We start from the raw sequence: 22641 nt of genomic DNA, 5'->3' as shown, positions 1-22641 counted from the left end.
AGAATGCGGTTTTTATTAAGTTAAAGAGTATTCACATCAACTGGCAGTGAAAATGCCTGGTAGATTAAAGTTCCATTTTATTGACTAAAAATGATTTAAAACTTATCATTTAATAATGTTAAATATTAATTTGCCTAATATAATAGGACTAATGGAGAAATTACAGACTATATCGCTCAAATAAGGAGGAATATAAATTATTCGATGGTAATTTCATGAAAAAAGGAGATTGTGTATGAAATCATTTCGCAAGTTGTTACAGTATTTAAAACCATACATGTTCTTCGCTATTATTGGACCGCTATTTATGGTACTTGAGGTTGCGATGGACTTAATTCAACCGACAATAATGCAACATATTATTGATGTTGGAATTGCAAACCGGGATTTGAATTATGTAATAAAAATGGGGCTTCTTATGATAGGAGCAGCAGCAATCGGTTTAATTGGAGGACTTGGTTGTATGATGTATTCTACAAAAGCTGCTGTTAATTTCGCTACAGACATACGAAAAGATCTGTTTGCGAAAATAGAAACATTTTCTAGCAAAAATCGTGATTCATTTGGAACAGGTAAATTATTAACAATCGTGACAAATGATATTACATCTATTCAATCGGCAATGACGATGACGTTACGTGTACTTGTCCGTGGACCGTTATTATTTATTGGAAGTATCATTATAGTCTTTGTAACAGCGAGAGACCTATTTCCAATTTTACTTGTTGTGGTACCCGTATTATTAGTTGCAATTGTATTGATTGCAGGTCAATCGAGCGGTTCATTTAAGCGAGTACAAGAAGCATTAGATAAAGTAAACACAAAGCTACAAGAAAATTTATCCGGTGTACGTGTTATAAAAGCATATGTAAGACAAAAATATGAAATCGCACAGTTTGAGAAAGTTAATACAAGTTTAACTGAAATAAATATTCGTGCAATACAAATTATTTCATTGATGATGCCAATTATTATGCTAGTTGTAAATAGCGGAATTGTAGCAACTTTATGGATTGGTGGCGAGAAAGTTTTTAACGGTACACTCCAAGTAGGGGCCATTTTAGCTTTTATTAACTATTTAAATATCATTTTAATGTCACTTATGTCTATTAGTATGGTATTTATTCAAATTGCCCGTGCTTTTCCATCAGCTGATCGTGTACAACAAGTCTTACATACTGAAGTTGATATTACAACTGAAGGCGACGTATGTGAACCAAAACAAGTGGGTGGTAATGTAGAGTTTAAAAATGTTAGCTATAGTTATACGAAAAATAATGAATATGTTTTAAAAGATATTTCCTTTACTGTACGTAAAGGTGAAAAAATAGGGATTATTGGATCGACCGGAAGTGGTAAATCTACATTGGCGAAACTATTGCCACGACTTTACGATGTTGATCAAGGTGAAATATGTATAGATGATGTTAATGTGAAAGCATACGATTTGCAAAAACTTCGTGCTTCCATTGGCTTCGTTCCACAAAAGGCACTTCTTTTTTCAGGCAGTATAGAAGAGAATTTACGTTATGGCAAAGAAGATGCAACTTATGATGAATTGGAATTAGCATCTTCATCTGCTTGTGCGACTGAGTTTATCAATAAGCTGGAAGACTCTTATGAATATAACTTAACACAAGGTGCAACCAATCTATCTGGTGGTCAAAAACAACGTATATCTATTGCAAGAGCCCTAGTGAGAAAGCCATCTATTCTTGTATTAGACGATTCTACATCGGCAGTTGATGCGAAGTCAGAAGCTGTAATACAGGAAGCATTAAGGACAAGATATAGTGGCACAACGACATTTTTAATTGCATCAAAAATATCTTCTATTATAGATGCGGATAAAATCCTCGTTTTGAATAACGGTGAATTAGTTGGAAATGGTACGCATGAGGATTTATTGGCAACTTGTGAAGTGTATCAGGAAATTTATCTTTCCCAAGGTGGTAGCCTGCAGCAAGAAGGAGGGGAAGAGCGTGCGTAATTTTCAAGGACAATTTGGAAATAAAGGTGGACGTAATAATCCGAAAACGGGAAAAACTAAGAATACTAAAGGAACTATAATGCGAGTATGGAACTATATGGGGTATCAAAAAGCATCTCTTATGTTCGTTATTATTCTTGTATTTATCACGACATTACTAGGTTTACTTGGACCATATTATATGGGGGTCATCATTGATGAATACATTGTACCGAAGGATTTAAGCGGGACAGCCAGAATGTGCATGCTACTCATTGCGATATATGGGATAACCGTATTATTAACATGGTTACAAACATTTGTAATGATTAATGTTGCATTAAAGACTATACAAAAAATACGACAAGATATTTTTGAAAAAATCCAAACACTTTCTCTACGATTCTTTGATGTACGTTCTCAAGGTGATTTAATGAGCCGTGTGACAAATGATATTGATAACTTAAATCAAGCTTTGACACAAAGTGTTGTGCAAATCATTTCATCAGCGTTAACGTTTATAGGTGTAACAATTGCGATGTTTTCATTAGATTGGATTTTAGCGATTGTAACTTTAATTACAGTACCTATTATGTTTTTCGTTACGAAAAAACTAGTTGCTTATAGTGGGAAAAACTTTGCGAAGCGTCAAAAGGATTTAGGAGAATTAAATGGATTTATTGAGGAAGCTATTACAGGCGCAGACGTAACTACGTTATACGGAAAAGAAAAAGAAACCGTACATAACTTTAATGAAATTAACGAACAGCTAAGAATTTCAGCAACGAAGGCTGAAACGTTTTCAGCATTTATTTTTCCAAGTATGAACTTTATTAATAACTTAGGAATGGGGCTTGTAATTGGAACTGGATCGGTAATGGTATTAAACGGAATGACAACAGTAGGTGTCATTGCAGCTTTTATTAATTATTCTCGACAATTTTCAAGACCACTTAGTCAATTTGCAACTTTAATGAATACGATTCAAGCGGCAGTTGCTGGAGGAGAACGTGTCTTTGAAATTATGGATGAAGTACCAGAAATTCAAAATAAAAAAGATGCAGTACTTGTACAAAATTTACAAGGACATGTTAGGCTTGAGAAAGTTTCATTTGGATACGCACAGGACAACATGATTTTAAAAGATGTGAGTCTCGAGGCGAATCCTGGGGAGACAATCGCTTTAGTCGGTCCAACTGGATCAGGAAAAACAACAATTATTAATTTGTTAACTCGCTTTTATGACATTCAAAAAGGGCAAATTAGCATTGATGAAAAAGATATAAAGGATTATGATATTAATTCTTTGCGGAGTAAAATAGGGGTTGTTTTACAGGATACGTATTTATTTGCAGGAACGATTATGGAAAATATTCGATATGGACGTTTAGATGCAAGTGATGAAGAAGTAGTTGCAGCAGCAAAAGCAGCATCAGCACATTCTTTTATAAAACATCTACCGAATCAATATGAAACGGAAATTGCTTCAGAAGGTTCGAATTTAAGTCAAGGACAAAAACAACTCCTTGCGATTGCACGAGCGATTTTAGCAGATGCAGATATATTAATTCTCGACGAAGCAACATCTAATATTGATACGAGAACAGAATTACAAATTCAATCTGGATTAAATAATTTAATGAGAGGGCGAACAAGTTTTGTAATCGCTCATCGGCTGAAAACGATTGAAAAAGCAGATCAAATACTTGTAATTAAAGATGGTAGTATTTTTGAAAGAGGAAATCACGAATCTCTTATGGAAGAGAAAGGATTCTACTTTGATTTGTATACAAGTCAGTTTAAAATTTAACAAAAATATTGATGTAATGCGGTTTCTCGTGATAAGAGAAACCGCATTTTTTGTATTTGCAAACATCGCTATCCGAATAGTCTCTCACTAAATGTTTTAACAGCATCCTTTTGTATTAATGGGAAAATGTAAAAGGAGAGATTTCTTTTTCGGTTATTCTAGCAATCATAATCATTGTCGTATTCATTGCAACATTCATCGCAAGGGATGTTCTGATCATTGCAGCAAATACAAAACGTTTTATTGATAAATATATCGATAAAATCAAAGGAATCGGAATTATTTGTGAGGGTAAGTTCTTGGAAATCTTCTACTTGAAAAATCCTTGTTTCATTAGGAACTATCGTAGCGATAATTGGTGTGTTAGAAATCCTTGTTCGAATAGTTACTTCAATGGGACCGGAATCGTTAGGAACAGATATTTGAAGTAATGTTTTGTTGTGATTAATAGTAAGATCTTCAAAAACCACTCTTGAAGAGTTAGGGGGTACGATAATATCTAGAGGTACATTTCCAGTTGAGGAAGTTCCCGAACCGGCTATGGTATGAGTCTCAATAAAACAGTTACTCTTTTGGTTAAGAGAATGTGATTGTTCTGCATAGTAATCATTTTGGTCATCGCAGCAGATGCAAAACGTTTTTTGAATAAAAATACCAATATCGCTACTTGTATTGGTATTATTTGTGACAGTGAGGCTTTCAAAATTTTCTACTTGAAAAATCCTTGTTTCACCTGTAGCTATTGTAGCAGTAATTGGTCTACGAGCATTTCTTGTACGAATAGTTATTACAATCGGTGCAGAGGTGCCAGGAACATGAAACTGAAGTAATGTTTTGTTGTGATTATTAGTAGAATCTTCGAAAACTATTCTTGAAGTGTTAGCTGGTACGACAATATCTAGAGGTATATTTGAACCGGCAATCGTATGCGTTTCAATGAAACAGTTCTCTTTTTTGTGGTGAGAATAAGAATAGTTTTTATAGTATTTTTTTCCATGTTTATAAAAATAGTCAGCCATTCTTTAATCTCCTATCTTTTATTTGTCTATATATAGTATTTAATAAAAGTAAGAAATGTTTGTACAAGGTAGAAAAAAGTTCTATTTAGGAGAATAAGAGAAAAAATTTAGATGTATGTTCTGTAGAATTTGTTTCAGTCAACCCAAATATAAGAAATGTATAGCTAACCTTTTTACGATATTAATAGTTAGGAAAGCATAGATCGGGAAATACAGTTTGATATTCTGGGATTAACCGAAGATCAGTAGTTAAGGTCACATAGTGCGTATAGTTTTTTTCTAATTTTTCAAGTGTTGTTAAATGATGAGAACCTAAACCACGCTGTACACTATGTTTAGAAAGAGTGGGTCCAATTTGTAATTTTCTTTTTTTCATAGCCTTGTTCCATGGACTATAAAAAAATTTAAAAACGAAAGCAGGCTGCATGTAAATGCTATATGGATAATGTGAGCCATGTCTGCCGACTCTGTAGTCACCATGAAAAATATTGTGAAGTAATCTACCGTTGGGATAAAGCAGATTGGGACTGGGGTGGATTAAAATACCGTGATAACGTTCATCGATCATCTTTATAACTCTAATGGAAAACTTGTTCCCTCCATTAGAGTTAAGTGAAGTGAAGAATTGTTCTTTATTAAAACACCAAAGAAACTCTGTCGTATTTAATACCATTTTCCATCCAGTAACTTCTTTTTCAATTTCCATAACTTCTTGATCAACTAGATAGGCATCAAATTCTACTACTTTTGAATTGCGAATTTCCCAATGAGGTGCAAATAACTTACATATTTCCACTGAACGGTCAGTAGATCCTCGGTTAATTAGAATACCGTGATCAAATAGTTTTGTATGATGCATTAACCACCATGGAAGTAAATATTCTTCATTGTAAAAATGAGAACTTAAAGTAGTCTTAATGAAAACCTCCTCCTTATATAGCACACTTCTTATTTAGTACGATAAGGTGGGAATCTTATCGCTAGAAGGTTCCCACCTTAAAACTAGAAAAACAAAGATGATAGGTGTAAGGATAATTATTTATTTCGGATTGACTGTTAAATTAAGAATTGGGATGGTTATGGAGTTAGTTGATAACAATTGAAATAGCGCTAAAAATTAATAAAACTGCCATAATAATGTTAAAGAATTGGTTATGTTTTAATAAAAGTTTTTGGAACATTGAACCGAATAGGCTCCAACTAAATGTACTCATTAAACCGACTACTCCTAAAAATAATGAAAAAAGAAGGTAACTAGAATATGAATTGTAGTAAGGGAGAATAAAAGTAGAAACTACAGTCAGTCCGAATAATATCCCTTTAGGGTTAACAAACTGAAGAAAAATCCCCACTGTAAATAAGTTTTTATTATCTTTTTCATCGGGATCTGTACTGCCTTTACTAATGAGTATTTTAATAGCTAGATATAGCATGTATGCTACTCCTAAAATTTTTAAAGGTAATTCGATTTTGGGTAAAATATTAATTAGTACGATATTAAAGAAACTACATAAAGAAGTGAGGAGGAAAAAACCGAAAGCTACTCCAAAGCAAAATTGCATGCTCCTTTTCAAACCAAGTTGATTTGCGTATGTCATAGCTAAAAAATTGTTAGGACCGGGTGTGAAGCTACTAATAAAAACAAATAATAAAAAAGAAAATAAAGGCATTTCAAAACCCCCTAAGTATTTTTCGTGTGTTATAATGACCGAAAAGAACAATATAACGTGTGCTTTTTATTATACATAACGGTCGTTATGTTGTATATAGTATAGGAGTGTTTTTTTATGGAAGAAATTCAACTTATTTTGGCGAAAAATATAAAAGCAATACGTGAGAAAGAAAAATTAAGTTTAGAAAAGGTTTCCCAATTAACGGGTGTGAGTAAAACGATGATTGGACAAATTGAAAGAGGAGATTCAAGCCCGACACTAACAACGATATGGAAAATTGCGAATGGTTTAAAAGTGTCTTTTACGTCTTTAATTAATAATCCACAGCCTGATACGAAAGTGGTTTTACGAAACGATGTTCAAATATTATCAGAAGACAATGGGAGATATAAAGTGTATCCTTCTTTTCCTTTTCAAGATGATAGGAACTTTGAAATCTATACGGTTGAAATTGAAAAGGAAGGAAAATTAAGTTCGGAAGGCCATAAAGAAGGGACCGAAGAATTTATAACGGTGTTTGAGGGAGAATTGACAATTGAAATAAATGATTGTCAATATACATTAAATAGCGGAGATTCAATTCGCTTTAAGGCGGATAGACCGCACTCTTATCATAATTCCGGACGAACGCTAACTCGGTTAAGTATGACCATTTATTATCCAGCTTCATAAACTTGCTATTTTATTTAGAATATAAAGAGATATGTTTTGATAAAACCATCTATAAGAGATGGTTTTATTTATTACAATTTACAAAAAAAGACACTCATTTGAGTGTCAACACAGTATTTCTCTCGCGTATAGGATTGGAGAATGTTTCTCAAATACATATTGAGATGATTAGTAAAGGAGAAACTGTCTTCATAAATAACTTAACATTGATAGCGTATAGAGTAAATTGATAATGTTTATCCGGAATATTTAGTATAGATAGTTTCTACTATCTATATAGGGGAATGACATTTAAAGCTAAGAAGAAAAAATGAATCATTTATTAATCAACTCGTATAATTGTTAGAGGGGCGCCAGTTGATCCACCACCGACTAAATTGACAATTGATAAGAGACCGAATAATTGAAGAGAAATAGTATTACCTGCATTTAATATTGTAATTAAATTATTATTATAACTTGAAGTAGATAAGGCAGGAGATAGAATTGAGCCCAGAAGTGATGTAGATCCGTTTAAAATTAGTCTTGAACCCGCAAGAAGTACAGTTGCAGTATTAATTTGATAAGAAAGATAATAACGTCCCGTTACAGGGACTGTAAATAAATTATTCGCACTATTGACTGCAAAGCTATTAAGGCTTTGGTTGTTTGAGAGTAGTATGTTAGTACCACCTAGTACAACTGAAACTGTTCCACCCACTGTATTATTTGCAAACATAGAATTTGTTGTAACGTTTATGCCGGTACTACCCGTGGGTCCGGTATTACTCATGAGTCCAGTACTACCAGTAGGACTAGTTAGTCTATAAGGAAGGATAATTGTACGTCATTATTTTTGGGGTTTTCTCTATCTTTATTTTTAATTAAAATCACCTCATTTTTATGATAAAGGAGATACTTTTCATATATTCTATTAATAATATTTTTTATAGTAACGGCATGCTGTTTAAAATACATACATTTTTAGTAAGTTACATTAAATTTGATTTTGTACAAAGATTTTAATAGAGAGATTAATAGTGTTTTTTTAGATAATTCTTTTAACATTTCGGAACATCTAACATTTAATAAATACTATAGAAGGGAGATGCAAATTTGAATCGATATGACAAATTACCAATGTCTAAGGAAGTTATGGATTCTAAAAATATTGGTCCTACATTTCCACCTCTTCCGTCTATTAATTTTCCAACCGGAGCGACCGGAGCAACAGGAGCAACAGGAGTAACAGGAGAAACAGGAGAAACAGGAGWAACAGGAGAAACAGGGGCAACCGGAGCAACAGGAGTAACAGGAGAAACAGGGGCAACCGGAGCAACAGGAGTAACAGGAGAAACAGGGGCAACCGGAGYAACAGGAGAAACAGGGGCAACCGGAGCAACCGGAGTAACAGGAATAACAGGAGAAACAGGAATAACGGGAGAAACAGGGGCAACCGGAGTAACAGGAGAAACAGGGGCAACCGGAGCAACCGGAGCAACAGGAGTAACAGGAGAAACAGGGGTAACCGGAGCAACAGGAGTAACAGGAATAACAGGAGAAACAGGAATAACGGGAGAAACAGGGGCAACCGGAGCAACCGGAGAAACAGGAGWAACAGGAGAAACAGGAGAAACAGGAGCAACCGGAGAAACAGGAATAACCGGAGAAACAGGAATAACGGGAGAAACAGGGGCAACCGGAGAAACAGGAGCAACCGGAGAAACAGGAATAACGGGAGTAACAGGGGCAACCGGAGAAACAGGAGCAACAGGAGTAACAGGAATAACAGGAGAAACAGGAATAACGGGAGTAACGGGAGTAACCGGAGCAACCGGAGAAACAGGAATAACCGGCCCAACGGGAATACCGGGAACAATCCCAACAACAAACCTATTATATTTTACTTTTTCAGATGGGGAAAAACTTATATATACTAATGCAGATGGTATAGCACAATACGGTACAACACAAATCTTATCACCAAGTGAAGTTTCTTATATTAATCTATTTATAAATGGAATTCTTCAACCACAACCTTTTTATGAAGTTATAGCTGGTCAGTTAATTTTATTAGATGCTGAACCACCCTCACAAGGATCTTCAATTATCCTACAATTTATTATTATCAATTAAAAAGGACAGATTTCCTATAAAGAGAAATCTGCCCTTTTTGTTCTAAATTTGGTTAGTTAAAATTAAGTGACGATAAATTCAATTGTAATTGGAATTCCACCGTCTAATACATCTCCGCCAGGAATTGTAATAGCACCAGTAGGACCAGTAGTAACACTGGAGTTTACACTAGGCTGAAGAATACCGTTTATATAGAGATTGTAATACGTAAAAGTTGGGAAGGCAGTTGCAGTAGTACCCGCATCGTTTAAACAAGCTGTGGCAGCAATCGCAAAAGCAGCACCTGTGCCTGTTCCAGCTCCTAGTGTAGAGGTGAATCTTCTAGATGCCATAAATGGTTGAATGATAGGCATTTAATTCTCACTCCTATTCTAAATTTATTGGAACGAAGTTTAGAATAACTTGTCCACTATATAATATGAGAATTTTCTATATTAGAAACGGCATCCTGATTATAGTTTCAACACAATTTTTGTATAGGTAAAATACTAATTATTCTAGTATGGAAAAAGTGATGCCATTATAAGTGGAACATATGTTATCGATTGTTTTAGTGATTACTATGGATAATTAAATTGATAGGCAATTGAATTTGGGAGATAAACGTGGAAAAATAAAATAAACTCTTAAGTTTAGGTATTTAATCTAAGCAGTCAATTATTAAAAACATATAATTAATATGTGAGTCATGAACATAATTAAATTACGTTTTCAAGTTTGATTATAATTCATGTTTCCTATTTTAAGAGAAACATATAACTCAACTACTTTTTTCAATCGCATCTTTTATAGTTCTTAGAATAGGAAAACACTCAACTATAAGAAAAGCAAGGAGGAAATAAATGTCAAATAATAATTGTTTTGGTCATAATAACTGCAATCCGATTGTTTTTTCAGCAGATTGTTGTAAAAATCCACAGTCAGTTCCTATTACTAGCCAACAATTAAGTCAATTAATTACTTTACTAAATTCATTAATATCAGCTATTTCAGCATTTTTTGCAAATCCAAGTAATGCAAACAGATTAGCGTTACTCGATTTATTTAATCAATTTTTAATTTTCTTAAATTCCTTATTACCTTCTCCAGAAGTTAATTTTTTGAAACAATTAACTCAAAGTATTATAGTTTTATTACAATCTCCAGCACCTAATTTAGGACAATTGTCAACATTATTGCAACAATTTTATAGCGCTCTTGCACAATTCTTCTTCGCTCTAGATCTTATCCCTATATCCTGCAACTCAAATATCGATCCTGCAACTTTACAAGTTCTTTTTGGTTTATTAATTCAATTAATCAATGCTACTCCAGGGGCAACAGGGGCAACAGGTCCAACAGGGGCAACAGGTCCAACAGGTCCAACAGGAGCAACAGGAGCAACAGGAGCAACAGGAGCAACAGGAGCAACAGGAGCAACAGGAGCGACAGGAGCGACAGGAGCAACAGGAGGCGGAGCAACAGGAGCGACAGGAGCGACAGGAGCGACAGGAGCAACAGGAGCGACAGGAGCAACAGGAGCGACAGGAGCAACAGGAGCAACAGGAGCGACAGGAGCGACAGGAGCAACAGGAGCAACAGGAGCAACAGGAGCGACAGGAGCAACAGGAGCAACAGGAGCAACAGGTGGCGGAGCTATTATTCCGTTTGCTTCAGGTACAACACCATCTGCGTTAGTTAACGCGTTAATAGCTAATACAGGAACTCTTCTTGGATTTGGATTTAGTCAGCCTGGAGTTGCTTTAACGGGTGGAACAAGTATCACATTAGCGTTAGGGATAGGTTCTTATGCATTTGTAGCACCACGTGCAGGGACTATTACGTCATTAGCAGGTTTCTTTAGTGCAACAGCTGCATTAGCTCCATTATCACCTGTTCAAGTGCAGATACAAATATTAACTGCACCAGCAGCAAGTAATACGTTTACAGTACAGGGCGCGCCTTTATTATTAGCACCAGCATTTGCTGTAATAGCGATTGGTGCTACAGCATCAGGTATCATACCTGAAGCAATTCCGGTAGCCGCTGGGGATAAAGTATTATTATATGTTTCATTAACAGCTGCTAGTCCAATAGCTGCAGTTGCTGGATTTGTAAGTGCAGGTATTAATATCGTCTAACTTGTTACAATGTTTGTTTGAAATTTAAACAGGCATTTGTATATAGCCCCACCTAATTTTATTAGGTGGGGCTATATTTTTTGTGGGAAATTAAAAATAAATCAATTGAAAAGTTACTCTTTGTTAAGTTGGTATATAAGAAAAATCAAAATTTATGATTTACACTTTATTGTTTATGGAATAAGTTATATGGTTTGAAAAATTACATATAAACAAAAAAGATGAATTCTATTAAAAACAGAATTCATCCATTAAATAAACTATATACTAGTGGGTTAAATTGTTAATCATGAGCGGTGAAATGTCATTGCTCAAATTAGTAATAAACTATTTATTTTTATTACAGTTACATCCTTTTTTCTTTACATAGCCTTGCTCGGCTAAATCTCTTTGTGACTGGGAATCGGAAGATTGAGAGTTCGAAGATTGAGAGGATGCTGAAGAGCTACTATTTTTATTATTAGAGTAGTTTTTTCGATAGTTATAATTACTCATAGTACTATCACCTCCAATTAAATATATAAATATTATATGTATGTACTCTATTAATTGTTACGATAAAAAATCTCCTCGATATTCTCCGAGGAGATAAATGGTGGTTCTATTAAAATGATACTAATTAATACCCCCAGTATAGAGGGAAGTAATAAGAATCTTGGTAATATAGATTTTGTTGTTGAGTAGGGGGCTGAGTTGACTGATTTATCATGTCGCGGTTTTGATTACAGTTTCCGGGAGGACCAATTACCGTAGTGGATTGAATTGGGGATACTGCTTGTTTCCATTGTTGTTCATTGAGGCAATAAGTATGAGCCATCATATTAGCGGGAGTTAATCTTAAAATATCAGAACCAAAAATAACTTCTGGGGTTGGGGCGTCGAATATAGCTAATAAATGAGTATTATCTGCTGAAGCAATTTCATAATGCCACCACGCTTGTGGAATGTTGGCAACTTGCCCTGGTTTTATCGGTAAGTTTAATATTTGATTCGTAAATGGATTAAGTAAAGAAACAACAGCAGATCCTGAAATACAGTAAACAAGTTCAGCTGCATTTTGATGAATATGTGGTTCTACAACGTTGCCTGTACTTAAATAAATATCTAATAAAGAAGTATTTTCTAAAGTATTTAATTGTTTAATGCCAAGTACGTTTATATAATTTTGGGCATCTTTCTTAAAAAAATTACTTTTACTTAAATCATGAGTGAAATTAGTTGAGGGGGAAGTGTAGTCGATATTAGAAGTCAATTGTATTACCCGCCTTTCTATAGGTAAGTATGGATACAACTTTAGGATATGTGCCTAGTGTTAGTTATGTGCATTTGTCTGTATCATAATAAATTCACCTGTTTTATAAATAATATAGGTTGTGCTTCTTATTTCTCATAATGTAAATACGGATAAAAATTAGAGCGAACTAATGAAAGTCGGAATTATTGATGTTAGGTTAGGAGTAAAAATATTGAAATTTATTTCGTATATTTTAATGGTTACGTTATATGAAAAGACCAATGCCTTATAGAAAGGAATTGGCCTTTTATTTAAGATAGTTTTTGATGAATCATTAATTGTGCTTTAGCAGTATTGGCGTAATTTAGCCATTCTATTGCCAAGTTTTGTTTTAAATCAAAATGGATTTCAATTACGTCTAAATGAGATATCTTTGTTTTAAGTGGAACAGGCATCCCATTTACTTTTACTTTTTTCATGCTATGTGCAATTTTTGGAAATGCAGAGAAAGAAAAATCAATGATTGTAGCACCATCAGGTAAATAAACTGGTTGTAAATCTGTAGTATAAGCTGTAATAGTATTTTCAAATAGTTCATACGATACTAAACTACGGAAAGTGATTGGATCTGTAGTTAATAAATTGTTATTCACAATTGTATCATCCATTATTTTATAAGATATTGCTTGAATATTTGCAGTTCTATCATTCAATAAAGAAAAAATACCGTTATCTTTCAACGTTTTTGCTATTTGTGTTTGAATGATAATTGTTTGTTCAGCATCATTCATATTGACTTTAGTTTTTAAGTTGTTATTAAAATGGCTATTTTCAAGAGCGATATTATCTTCGAAATAGTTTATAGTTGGTTTGTATAATTGATGAATCATTCCAAGGATTTTATAGCAATCTAGCACACTTGTAGTTGTAATACAAATTTGTGAAATACCTGATACATTTTGTATTTCTTGTAATTGTGAGTATGCAGTATATACTGGGGGAAACTCATAGTTTATTTCAAATGAAAGGTTTGTATTAGAAAAAGAATGTATCCCTTTTCTTAAATGAGTTATATTTTTTTGAAGGTGTGGCACATATTCGGTTAAAAATTTATGTACTTCAGTATATCTTTCTTTATGTAGATATTGAAAAGCAAGATTTTCTAATTCATGCTGGATTGTATATAACCCTAATCGCTTTGCAAGTGGCGCAAATAGTGTTAATGTTTCATTCGCATAAGCTACTTGTTTTGCGGGTTTTTTAACACTCAATGTTTTTATATTGTGAAGGCGATCTATAACTTTAATAATGCCAACACGTATATCTTGTTGAGAGGATACTAGTAATTTTTTGAAATTAATTGCTTCGTATAATACTTTGTTTTGATCTTGTAGTTTTTTTCCTTTTGTTAATCCATTTACAATATATTGAATAGTCGCACCAAAATGTGATTCAATTTCTTCTAGAGAGTATTCGGTATCTTCTACAACATCGTGTAATAAAGCAGCAATCAATGTTGTAATGTCAGCTTTATAATTTAGCAGTATTTCTGTAATCGCGAAAGGGTGAATAATATATGGTYCTCCAGTTTGACGGTATTGTCCATCATGTGCTTGCTCTGCAAAATGTATAGCTTTTTTCAAAAGCTTTAATTCATCAGATCGTAGATAATTTTCCTTTTGTAATAATACCTTGCTCATATATATCCATCCCTTAAATTTATTTTTAATAATAATTCTATATAATAGAATAAATACCCTTTGAAATTGTTTTAAGGGTGTAAAAAAATAAAGATATTGAGATTAAACTATATTCGTATATCCATTCATACTTTGGATTGATGGAAAAAAGTAATGAACATGTTAATTTAATATTACATCAATCATTAAAAAGGGGTGAAGGTTCATGTCATTTAGTGAAATGATTAGAAATGAAGTACTTGGCTGGGCAGGTGTTTCTGAAAAACCGCATCGATTTGGTGGTATTGAAATAAATTATGGTAAGAAAGAACTTGGTCATTTGCATGGCGATAAGTTAGTTGATTTACCATTTCCAAGGGTAAAGCGGGATGAATTAGTGAGCCAAGGATTGGTGAAACCACATCACGTATTACCTGAATCAGGATGGATAAGTTATTATATAAAGAGTGAAGAGGATATTCCATTTGCAATTGAGTTATTTCGTATGCAATATGACAGAATAAAAAAATAATGAAATAAAATAGATAAGGAAAAATATATTTTCATGTCACATCCCTCCTTAATCGTTCGTCTTGTATGTAGAACGGATAAGGAGGGATTTTATTATGAAACATTTTGATGTAGCAATTGTTGGTGGTGGGCTTGCTGGATTAACAGCATCTATATATTTAGCGAAAGCTGGAAGGAAAGTTATTGTATTAGAAAAGTCCAGTCACTTCGGTGGTCGAGGGATGACTATAAATAAAAACGGCATTTGTATGAATCTTGGTGCACATGCTTTATATAGAGGTGGAGAAGCGTTTATAACTTTTAATGAGCTAGGAGTAAATCTTCCAGGTGGAATCCCATCTACAAAAGCACATGGAATATGGAAAGGGGATATTTATACCATTCCAACAGATTTTCGCTCTATTTTATCAACACCGTTACTTTCATGGTCTGCAAAAGTACAGTTCGCTCGTCTTATGATTCATTTAGGAAACTTAGATTTAGAAAAAGTTCCGAAAATAAGCCTAACTACATGGGCAGAAAATGAAATTAAAGATCCAATGGTTCGAAATATATTTTATGCATTATGCCGAACAACAACATATACGTATGCTCCTACAATACAATTAGCATCTTCCGTACTAAAGCAAATACAGCTTTCTATGAAAGAAGGAGTACTTTATGTAGATGGTGGTTGGGAGACGATAATAACAAATTTAAGAGGAATAGCGAATACTAGTGGTGTACAATTTCTGGCTAAAAAGCATGTTTTAAAAATAGAGCATTGTGAAGGAAAACAAAGAATACATTGTTTTGACGATGAAGTATTTGAAGCTGGGGCAGTTATTGTAACAACTCCACCGAAAGAGGCATGTAAAATTATAAAAGGTACAGAAGGAACAAGTTTGCAAAAATGGAGTGAACAATCTATACAAGTGACCGTGGCAGCGTTAGATATTGGTTTAAAACAATTACCGAATCCTTTGCATCATTTTGCATTGGGATTGGATCAACCTATATTTTTCACGAATCAATCGAGAGCAGCTAAATTGAGTGAAGATGGATCAATTGTAGTGAGTCTAATTAAATACCATAACCCTGTACTAGAACTGAATCATATTCAAGAAGAGAAAGAACAGTTAGAAAATATGATGGAATTGTTACATCCGAATTGGAAAAGAGAAGTTGTTGCACAGCAATATTTACCGAAAATTACGGTAGTACATGATTTTCCTCGTATTGACCGTGTTGAAAAACCAGGCCCTAGTATACCTGAAATGCCAGGTGTTTACGTTGCAGGAGATTGGGCTGGGCATGATGAAATATTAGCTGATGCTGCGGTAGCAAGCGGGAAACGTGCAGCGTTACACATTTTAAAGAAATTTGAAAGTGAGGCAGTTCATCATGGAAACGGAGCAGTTATATGAAGCGTATCAACCATTATTATTTTCGTTAGCATATAGAATCCTTGGGAGTGTTATGGATGCTGAAGATATCGTCCATGACGTATTTATATCGTTTAATAATATGGAGGACGTTCAATCTATAGAAAATATGAGAGCCTATTTATGTAAAATGGTAACAAATCGCTCAATTGACAAATTACGTTCGGCAGCACATAAACGTAACGTATATGTCGGAATGTGGTTGCCAGAGCCATTTGTGGAAGAGATTGATGATCCATCAGAGTCATTTGTAATGAAAGAATCAATTTCTACGGCATATTTATTACTTTTACAACAACTGACTGAGGTAGAGAGGGTTGTTTTCATATTAAGAGAGGTTTTTAGTTATGACTACGAAGAAATCGCTTCGATTGTAGAAAAGAGTAGTGTGAATTGCCGAAAAATCTTTCAACGTGCACGAAAAAGTATTTTAGATAAGCCGAAGCAGTCAACATTAAGTACGAAGAAGATGGCTGCTTACGTGGAGAAATTTGTATCATCATTGCAGTGTGGGGATACGCAAGGCATGTTAGAAGTTTTAAAAACAGATGCGATATTTAAAGCAGATGGTGGTGGTAAAGTTACAACTGCAATTAATCCGATTTATTCTGCAGATAAAATTATACGTTTGTTCTTTGGAATTGCAAAACGATTGCCAGAAAAGTATAGTGTTGATTTCAAAATAGTAAATGGTGCACCAGGCGTTATAGTTACAATAAATAATAAAGTGACGTATGTACTTTCATTCATATTTGAGGATGAGAAAATTTCAAACATTTATATGATGGTTAATCCAGAAAAACTTATGCACTTAAATGTAATAGTATAAAAAAGACGCATTTCTTTAGAAGTGCGTCTTTTTTTTATTTTTCTAACATTTCAAGAGGTACATCTTTTTCGCCGGCTACCTCGAATTTAATTTCCCCGTCTTCTTCATAAATGCGTTTAATAATCGGTATAGTTATCATTAGTTTTTTATGCTGTTTACGTCTTCTAGCAGCATCTAAGTTAATCACGTTCATGTGTAAGCATCCTTTCTTACAGAAATATATAAACAAAAGAAAATGCGTCCGAAAAGGGCGCTTAGTTGAATTAGAAATACCGATTCATTTAAATGGGGTTTAGATTATCTTATAATTGAAAACTGATTGTAAAATAATGTGAATTAAATAATTGCACGTAGAAATTAACTTTACCAAAAAACGAAACAATATGCTATAAAAAATTTTAATTCTTTGTCGTATAACAGGAAAAAGGTGTGCATTTCGCATATAATGAAAAGTAGACGGGCATCATGTACTTTTTCATCATATTGCTTGGAAAGGCGATGGAGAAAATGAATACTCTAGATTCATTATTATTGCAACTTGAACAATATGGAGAAGAGCATGATCGACATAAAGAAAAAAGAGAAGAAAAATTAAGAAATATTTCTCGTGAAATGGGGCAGTTTTTATCAGTATTAGTAAAGGGCTGCAATGCAAAAAAAATTTTAGAAATTGGAACTTCAAATGGCTATTCTACATTGTGGCTAGCAAATGCGGTAGAAGAAACAAATGGAAATGTTATAACTGTAGAACTTTCTTCAGAACGGGTTGGAGAGGCACTTGGAAATTTTGAAAGGGCAAATCTTACACAGAGAATCGATATTCATAATCAAGAGGCTGGGGCATTTTTAGATTCGCAAGTAGATCGTTCATTTGATTTTATTTTCCTAGATTCAGAGCGCACGCAATACATGTGGTGGTGGGAACATATAAAACGTATTTTAGAGCCAAAAGGTTTTCTTGTAATTGATAATGCAACTTCTCATGCGGGGGAATTAGCTGGATTTATAAAGATGATTGAAGAAGACGTTACGTTTGAAACCGTGTTATTAGCTTTTCAAAAGGGAGCATTTGTTGCGCGGAAGAATAATTAGAAGTGGACCTAATATAATTATCACATTGAAAGATAGTATATGTCAAAAGATAGAGCATTGTATGAATTTAAGAAGGTAACTAAATGGAATTTCAAATTAATAGTCAGTGGTGATAAGTAAGGTAAGCTATGAAGAATCCGTCTTCAGTATGTTGTTCTCTAGGTCTTAAGTCTGAGGAAAATAATGACGAGAACAGGTATACTTATACTATGAAACAGGGAATGACTGCATAAGCAGGTATTTCTTGAAAAATCGATTTCAAGCAAGCAAAAATGTATATGAAATACGATATATTAGATGAAATATAGTGCACATAAATTCGCACATATAAATAAAGGAGCGATTTTGTTGACTGAACTCGAGAAAAAAGAACCTGTATCGATTGTGAAAGATAATAATGTAGAAGTAGTAGTGGATACAGTAATAAAAGATGCAGAACTTGAAGAACTGAATAAAGAAGCAGATCTTTATGTACAAAAGTTAAATAGCGAGCAAAATACAGATTTATCAAAAGTATTGTCGCAGCTTGGAGACTTAGGGGATAAAGAGCAGCAAGCGGCAGGACAAACGCTATCAGCTTTAAAACGTCCTGTGACAGCGATGATGAATGGAAAGAATGAAGAAATTCCAAATACATTGTTAGAATTACGAAAAGTGGTATCAGAACTTGATCCAAACTCATTAAAAGCAACTGGTATGAAGAAACTTATGTTTAAAGTGTTTAAGAAAAATCCGCTTGAAAATTACGTGCATAAATATCAATCTATAGATAAGCAAATCGAGGAGATTATAAGATCACTTCTCATTGGCCGTGATAACTTGCAAGAGGATACGGTTGGTCTTGAAATGTTAAAAGAGCAATCACACGATAAAATTCACGCTCTTGATAAACAAGTATACTTAGGAAGAAAACTTGCTGGTATGCTTGAAGCTGAGAAACAAAATCCAGAACGTCAAAGGGATATTCCGTTAATAAATGATGCATTAGAAAAGATACTTGTGCGTACTCGTAATATGCAACAAGCAAAAAGTGTATTATTACAATCTATCGCATCTGTAGACATCATTAAGAAAAATAATGAAAAGCTATCAGAGGCAATTCGTAATGCAATTACGATGACGCAAAACGTTATAACGGTTTCAGCTGCAATTCAGCTCGCATTAACAAATCAACGTAAAACAATTGATGCAGTTAATGCGACAAATGAAGCGATTGAATCAATGGTATTAAGCAATTCTCAAGCATTAAAACAAAATACAGAAGAAACAACAAAACTCCTTGAAAATCCTGCAATTAGCATGGATAAATTACGTGAATCATTCCAAAATGTATTTGCCGCTATTGAAGCATCTGAGAAATCGTCAGAACGTATTATTGAGTCTAGTAAGAAATTTGTAATTGAACTAGATACATTTAATGATGAGATGAAGCAGAAACTCATTCAGCGTCCAAGGAAATAACAGACTTTTAGAGGAGGTGAAAAAATGAGTTTCATTCAAGGAGTATTATTACTATTAGGATCATTACTTTTAATCGCATTTACTGTCGTTGTTTTAGTTGTATACTTCGGACGTAAACTTTATTTTTCATGGACGAAACCATATAAGAGAGCACAAGATTCCATTGAGAAATTATCAAACAAATCGACACCGTTTTTACAAGAGTTTACGCAACATCCACTCTTTTATCGCTGGATTCGTACGGAAGGAAAGAAAGAACAACATACATTGAATACTCTTTTCTGTACATCAGGTCAACGTACGAGAGAACAAGTATTTTCAATGTTACCGAAAGAAAAACAGAAAAAAGTGCATGTAATGGCAAAAACAACGAAAAAGCTTACAAATGAAGATATCGATGTGGCCGCGATGAAAGTGAAAGATTTCTTAAGACAAGAAACGCAGCAAACTGTAAAACCGACAGACTTATCGTTTTATAAATTGTATTTCTATGATCGATATCCAGATGCATTAAATACAATTCAAGCATATAAACGCTCGATTAATCCTTCACTACAAAGAACGGTTGATGACATTACAATTTCAGTATTAAATGCATTGCCGTACTATCAAGAGCAGCGTATGTTTGAACAACAACATAAACTTGAAACGTTTTTAATGAAAGATTTAACTGCGATGTTATCTTTAGTGGTGCAATTACCTCCATCACAACGACCAGAAAAAGAAGAAGAGTTAAAAGTCTACTTGCAAAATTTCCAAAAAGAAATGGAAGTAGTAGAGCGTGATATTCGCGACTCCATTGATCATGATTTGAATGTGAAGATGAGAGCAGCGACTGAGAAGTTTAAGAATAAATAAAAAAGGCGCCTTAAAAGCTAAGTATTTCTCAGCTTTAAGGCGTTTTTTTTGAGATTTTATTTTGCCTTAACGGTAGTAAAACTAGAAGGAATGCTTTCGTTATGCAATCGATCAACTGCAGTTACCACATACGTATACGTTTCTCCAGAAATAGCCGTTTTATCTACGTAAATTTCTCCAAGTTTTGTTTTTCTTACAGTAGTAAGTAAATGTTTTGGGTTTTGTATATCCATTTCATTTTTTCCATTCACACGGTAAATGGCGTAATAAGAAGAGTCATTATCTCTATTGTCAATTATTCCCACGGCAATACCTTCTTCTCTTGGAATAGCACCTTTTAAAGTAGGTTGTTTTGGTGGATCTTGATCAAGCCAAGGCATAGGTGGGATTAATGCAGGATGCTTATATATGTCTTTTGAGAGTCTGTTTTTAACTCCTAGTGGATTGTTATTAATATCTTTTAAGCTAAAATGCATACTTCCTTTTATTTCAGGATATTGACGATTTAATGCGATTTGTTTTGGATATTCTTCAGGATCAGACCAAGCAGGGACAGAGTTGTTATTAATTTTATAGGCCGCTTGACCGATGTATAGGTGAATCGGTTTGTTATTTGTTTCTTTTACCCACCAATCTACTAATATGTCATATGCAGCAGGTGTGAAACCAATATTCCAATATATTTGCGGTGTGATGTAGTCAATATAGCCTTTTTGTATCCATTCTCTTGTGTCTGCATATAAATCATCATAGTTTCTTTGTCCGGCAGTTGTGTTAGAGCCGGTGGAATCGTCAGCAATATTTCTCCAAACACCAAATGGACTTATACCAAACTTTACATATGATTTTTCTTGTTTAATAGCAATGTTTAATCCCCTTACAAGCTCATTTACATTGTTACGTCGCCAATCTTCTATGTTTGAAAACTGACCATTATTATACGTTTTATATGTTTTTTGATCAGGAAATTCTTCGCCAACTACTTTATAAGGGTAAAAATAATCGTCCATATGAATTGCATCAACATCATAATTTTTTACGATTTCTAAAGCGCCTTCCATTATAAAGTTTTTCACATCTGGAATACCAGGGTTATAATATAGCTTCCCGCCGTAAGGTACAACCCAATCGGGATGTTGTCTTGCAGGGTGATTATTTGATAATCGATTTATATCAGTGTGATTCATCGTTATTCGGTATGGATTAATCCATGCGTGGAATTCTATATTTCTTTTATGTGCTTCTTCAATCATAAATGCGAGCGGATCGTATCCAGGGTCTTTTCCTTGTGTACCCGTAATGTATTCAGACCAAGGACCGTAATTTGAAGGATAGAAAGCATCAGCAGTCGGTTTAATTTGTACAACGACTGCATTCATACCAGTGTTTTTTACATCGTCTAATAGTCTTATAAATTCTTGTTTCTGCTTTTCAATAGGTAAGCCAGTTTTTGAAGGCCAATCAATATTGAGAACAGATGCTAGCCATACAGCGCGTAATTCATGTTTTTTGTAAGTAGTATTTACTTCAGCATAAGTAGAGTGAGGGGAAATGAAAGAGAAAGGAGTAAACAATATGACGATACAGCACATCATTACTAAACGTTTCATAATCATTTATACGCCTCCCTATTATACGATTATTTAAAATAATATATGATGTTAGGTTGGCCCTGCAATTGAGAAAAATACACATTGAAACATTAATTTAATAGGAAAAATATTTTTAGTGAAATTTACTTTCAGTATAACTAAATCGTTTCATTTCTTCATATGCTTGTTAGTAAAGTGAAACTTTCTTTCATTTGAAAGAAACAATTTATAAGTATAGGAGGATTCAATAATGAAAGTTTTATTCGTTTGTTCTGGAGGAATGTCCAGCGCAATTGTTGTAAACGCTTTAAAAAAAGAAGCAGAGAAAAAAGGTATGAACATGGAAGTGCATGCTATTGGAACAAGTGAGGTGGAGGAAGAAGTAAAGAATGGTTGGGATGTTGTAATGGTTGCACCTCAAGTTAGACATCGATTTGACGCTGTAAAAAAACTTACAGAACAAGAATCTATTCCGTGCGGTATTATTCCGCCGCAAGCATACACGCCGCTTGGTGGACCGGCTTTATTAAAAACTGTAAATGAATTAATTAGTTAGGGGGAAG

General features: G+C 33.9%; 21 protein-coding genes. 12 read left to right on the top strand and 9 right to left on the bottom strand.

The window, feature by feature from the left end; all coding sequences use genetic code 11:
• The first annotated feature begins 235 nt into the window (after window positions 1-235).
• Together AC1DS7_RS01445 and AC1DS7_RS01440 are read left to right on the top strand one after the other, a co-directional pair.
• The gene (locus tag AC1DS7_RS01445; protein WP_215589021.1) at window positions 236-1990 is read left to right on the top strand and encodes an ABC transporter ATP-binding protein; all 1755 of its coding nucleotides are present in this window, start codon (window positions 236-238) and stop codon (window positions 1988-1990) included.
• Complete coding sequence (locus AC1DS7_RS01440; RefSeq protein WP_002085618.1) at window positions 1983-3779, top strand: ABC transporter ATP-binding protein; 1797 nt, start codon at window positions 1983-1985, stop codon at window positions 3777-3779. The genes AC1DS7_RS01445 and AC1DS7_RS01440 overlap by 8 nt, the downstream gene beginning before the upstream one ends.
• A gap of 158 nt (window positions 3780-3937) precedes the next feature.
• Here AC1DS7_RS01440 and AC1DS7_RS01435 read toward each other — a convergent pair whose 3' ends face one another.
• The 3 genes from AC1DS7_RS01435 to AC1DS7_RS01425 form a co-directional block, all read right to left on the bottom strand.
• The gene (locus tag AC1DS7_RS01435; RefSeq protein WP_002141749.1) at window positions 3938-4798 is read right to left on the bottom strand and encodes a hypothetical protein; all 861 of its coding nucleotides are present in this window, start codon (window positions 4796-4798) and stop codon (window positions 3938-3940) included.
• Between the two features lie 181 nt (window positions 4799-4979).
• Window positions 4980-5741, bottom strand: a complete 762-nt coding sequence (locus tag AC1DS7_RS01430; RefSeq protein WP_002141750.1) for a glycosyltransferase family 2 protein — start codon at window positions 5739-5741, stop codon at window positions 4980-4982.
• Between the two features lie 142 nt (window positions 5742-5883).
• Window positions 5884-6468 carry a LysE family translocator gene (locus AC1DS7_RS01425; RefSeq protein ID WP_002141751.1) on the bottom strand — a complete coding sequence of 195 codons (585 nt, stop codon included), beginning with the start codon at window positions 6466-6468 and terminating at the stop codon, window positions 5884-5886.
• A 117-nt stretch (window positions 6469-6585) separates the two neighbouring features.
• On the opposite strand from AC1DS7_RS01425, the gene AC1DS7_RS01420 reads away from it, so the two are divergent.
• Window positions 6586-7143 carry a helix-turn-helix domain-containing protein gene (locus tag AC1DS7_RS01420; protein ID WP_002141752.1) on the top strand — a complete coding sequence of 186 codons (558 nt, stop codon included), beginning with the start codon at window positions 6586-6588 and terminating at the stop codon, window positions 7141-7143.
• 322 nt (window positions 7144-7465) lie between these two features.
• Here AC1DS7_RS01420 and AC1DS7_RS01415 read toward each other — a convergent pair whose 3' ends face one another.
• Window positions 7466-7915, bottom strand: a complete 450-nt coding sequence (locus AC1DS7_RS01415) for a BclA C-terminal domain-containing protein (RefSeq protein ID WP_215589022.1) — start codon at window positions 7913-7915, stop codon at window positions 7466-7468.
• Between the two features lie 323 nt (window positions 7916-8238).
• Between AC1DS7_RS01415 and AC1DS7_RS01410 the strand changes: the two genes are divergently transcribed.
• Window positions 8239-9258 (top strand): DUF4183 domain-containing protein, encoded by a 1020-nt coding sequence (locus AC1DS7_RS01410; protein ID WP_476998720.1) that lies wholly within the window; start codon window positions 8239-8241, stop codon window positions 9256-9258.
• Window positions 9259-9320: 62 nt separating this feature from the next.
• Here AC1DS7_RS01410 and AC1DS7_RS01405 read toward each other — a convergent pair whose 3' ends face one another.
• A complete protein-coding gene (locus AC1DS7_RS01405) occupies window positions 9321-9611 on the bottom strand; it encodes a DUF4183 domain-containing protein (RefSeq protein ID WP_002012883.1) in 291 nt (96 codons plus the stop codon).
• Window positions 9612-10100: 489 nt separating this feature from the next.
• On the opposite strand from AC1DS7_RS01405, the gene AC1DS7_RS01400 reads away from it, so the two are divergent.
• Complete coding sequence (locus AC1DS7_RS01400; protein WP_476998719.1) at window positions 10101-11378, top strand: exosporium glycoprotein BclB-related protein; 1278 nt, start codon at window positions 10101-10103, stop codon at window positions 11376-11378.
• 619 nt (window positions 11379-11997) lie between these two features.
• Here AC1DS7_RS01400 and AC1DS7_RS01395 read toward each other — a convergent pair.
• Window positions 11998-12630, bottom strand: coding sequence for a cupin domain-containing protein (locus tag AC1DS7_RS01395; RefSeq protein ID WP_002141757.1), 633 nt, complete (start codon window positions 12628-12630; stop codon window positions 11998-12000).
• Between the two features lie 293 nt (window positions 12631-12923).
• On the bottom strand, window positions 12924-14312 hold the full coding sequence (locus tag AC1DS7_RS01390; RefSeq protein ID WP_476998718.1) for an HD domain-containing protein: 1389 nt from the start codon (window positions 14310-14312) through the stop codon (window positions 12924-12926).
• 205 nt (window positions 14313-14517) lie between these two features.
• Between AC1DS7_RS01390 and AC1DS7_RS01385 the strand changes: the two genes are divergently transcribed.
• The 3 genes from AC1DS7_RS01385 to AC1DS7_RS01375 all read left to right on the top strand — a co-directional run bounded on the left by AC1DS7_RS01385 (window position 14518) and on the right by AC1DS7_RS01375 (window position 17075).
• Window positions 14518-14823 carry a luciferase domain-containing protein gene (locus tag AC1DS7_RS01385; protein WP_016102022.1) on the top strand — a complete coding sequence of 102 codons (306 nt, stop codon included), beginning with the start codon at window positions 14518-14520 and terminating at the stop codon, window positions 14821-14823.
• A 94-nt stretch (window positions 14824-14917) separates the two neighbouring features.
• Window positions 14918-16228, top strand: coding sequence for a phytoene desaturase family protein (locus tag AC1DS7_RS01380; protein ID WP_016102021.1), 1311 nt, complete (start codon window positions 14918-14920; stop codon window positions 16226-16228).
• Window positions 16206-17075, top strand: a complete 870-nt coding sequence (locus AC1DS7_RS01375; protein ID WP_002141760.1) for a sigma-70 family RNA polymerase sigma factor — start codon at window positions 16206-16208, stop codon at window positions 17073-17075. Before AC1DS7_RS01380 ends, AC1DS7_RS01375 begins: the two co-directional genes overlap by 23 nt.
• A gap of 34 nt (window positions 17076-17109) precedes the next feature.
• On the opposite strand, the gene AC1DS7_RS01370 is transcribed toward AC1DS7_RS01375, so the two are convergent.
• Window positions 17110-17268 carry a hypothetical protein gene (locus AC1DS7_RS01370; protein WP_002085567.1) on the bottom strand — a complete coding sequence of 53 codons (159 nt, stop codon included), beginning with the start codon at window positions 17266-17268 and terminating at the stop codon, window positions 17110-17112.
• Window positions 17269-17573: 305 nt separating this feature from the next.
• On the opposite strand from AC1DS7_RS01370, the gene AC1DS7_RS01365 reads away from it, so the two are divergent.
• The 3 genes from AC1DS7_RS01365 to AC1DS7_RS01355 all read left to right on the top strand — a co-directional run bounded on the left by AC1DS7_RS01365 (window position 17574) and on the right by AC1DS7_RS01355 (window position 20486).
• Window positions 17574-18167 (top strand): O-methyltransferase, encoded by a 594-nt coding sequence (locus AC1DS7_RS01365; RefSeq protein ID WP_002085565.1) that lies wholly within the window; start codon window positions 17574-17576, stop codon window positions 18165-18167.
• Between the two features lie 348 nt (window positions 18168-18515).
• Window positions 18516-19628, top strand: coding sequence for a toxic anion resistance protein (locus AC1DS7_RS01360; protein WP_002085564.1), 1113 nt, complete (start codon window positions 18516-18518; stop codon window positions 19626-19628).
• Window positions 19629-19652: 24 nt separating this feature from the next.
• Window positions 19653-20486: a DUF3974 domain-containing protein gene (locus tag AC1DS7_RS01355; RefSeq protein WP_002069267.1), complete on the top strand. Its 834-nt coding sequence runs from the start codon at window positions 19653-19655 to the stop codon at window positions 20484-20486.
• A gap of 56 nt (window positions 20487-20542) precedes the next feature.
• On the opposite strand, the gene AC1DS7_RS01350 is transcribed toward AC1DS7_RS01355, so the two are convergent.
• The gene (locus AC1DS7_RS01350; RefSeq protein WP_215589026.1) at window positions 20543-22102 is read right to left on the bottom strand and encodes a glycoside hydrolase family 10-like protein; all 1560 of its coding nucleotides are present in this window, start codon (window positions 22100-22102) and stop codon (window positions 20543-20545) included.
• A gap of 226 nt (window positions 22103-22328) precedes the next feature.
• Between AC1DS7_RS01350 and AC1DS7_RS01345 the strand changes: the two genes are divergently transcribed.
• A complete protein-coding gene (locus AC1DS7_RS01345; protein ID WP_002189604.1) occupies window positions 22329-22634 on the top strand; it encodes a PTS sugar transporter subunit IIB in 306 nt (101 codons plus the stop codon).
• Window positions 22635-22641: the final 7 nt, after the last annotated feature.

The organism is Bacillus sp. P4_E1, from assembly GCF_056401715.1.
This window is presented reverse-complemented; position numbering and strand designations above follow the sequence as displayed.

What these genes read in the sequence shown, in the direction of transcription:
- AC1DS7_RS01350 (WP_215589026.1), bottom strand. Translation starts at nt 22,102, where the DNA reads ATGATTATGAAACGTTTAGTAATGATGTGCTGTATCGTCATATTGTTT.
- AC1DS7_RS01355 (WP_002069267.1), top strand. Translation starts at nt 19,653, where the DNA reads ATGAGTTTCATTCAAGGAGTATTATTACTATTAGGATCATTACTTTTA.
- AC1DS7_RS01435 (WP_002141749.1), bottom strand. Translation starts at nt 4,798, where the DNA reads ATGGCTGACTATTTTTATAAACATGGAAAAAAATACTATAAAAACTAT.
- AC1DS7_RS01345 (WP_002189604.1), top strand. Translation starts at nt 22,329, where the DNA reads ATGAAAGTTTTATTCGTTTGTTCTGGAGGAATGTCCAGCGCAATTGTT.
- AC1DS7_RS01385 (WP_016102022.1), top strand. Translation starts at nt 14,518, where the DNA reads ATGTCATTTAGTGAAATGATTAGAAATGAAGTACTTGGCTGGGCAGGT.
- AC1DS7_RS01370 (WP_002085567.1), bottom strand. Translation starts at nt 17,268, where the DNA reads ATGAACGTGATTAACTTAGATGCTGCTAGAAGACGTAAACAGCATAAA.
- AC1DS7_RS01415 (WP_215589022.1), bottom strand. Translation starts at nt 7,915, where the DNA reads ATGAGTAATACCGGACCCACGGGTAGTACCGGCATAAACGTTACAACA.
- AC1DS7_RS01420 (WP_002141752.1), top strand. Translation starts at nt 6,586, where the DNA reads ATGGAAGAAATTCAACTTATTTTGGCGAAAAATATAAAAGCAATACGT.
- AC1DS7_RS01365 (WP_002085565.1), top strand. Translation starts at nt 17,574, where the DNA reads ATGGAGAAAATGAATACTCTAGATTCATTATTATTGCAACTTGAACAA.
- AC1DS7_RS01375 (WP_002141760.1), top strand. Translation starts at nt 16,206, where the DNA reads ATGGAAACGGAGCAGTTATATGAAGCGTATCAACCATTATTATTTTCG.
- AC1DS7_RS01405 (WP_002012883.1), bottom strand. Translation starts at nt 9,611, where the DNA reads ATGCCTATCATTCAACCATTTATGGCATCTAGAAGATTCACCTCTACA.
- AC1DS7_RS01425 (WP_002141751.1), bottom strand. Translation starts at nt 6,468, where the DNA reads ATGCCTTTATTTTCTTTTTTATTATTTGTTTTTATTAGTAGCTTCACA.
- AC1DS7_RS01445 (WP_215589021.1), top strand. Translation starts at nt 236, where the DNA reads ATGAAATCATTTCGCAAGTTGTTACAGTATTTAAAACCATACATGTTC.
- AC1DS7_RS01400 (WP_476998719.1), top strand. Translation starts at nt 10,101, where the DNA reads ATGTCAAATAATAATTGTTTTGGTCATAATAACTGCAATCCGATTGTT.
- AC1DS7_RS01380 (WP_016102021.1), top strand. Translation starts at nt 14,918, where the DNA reads ATGAAACATTTTGATGTAGCAATTGTTGGTGGTGGGCTTGCTGGATTA.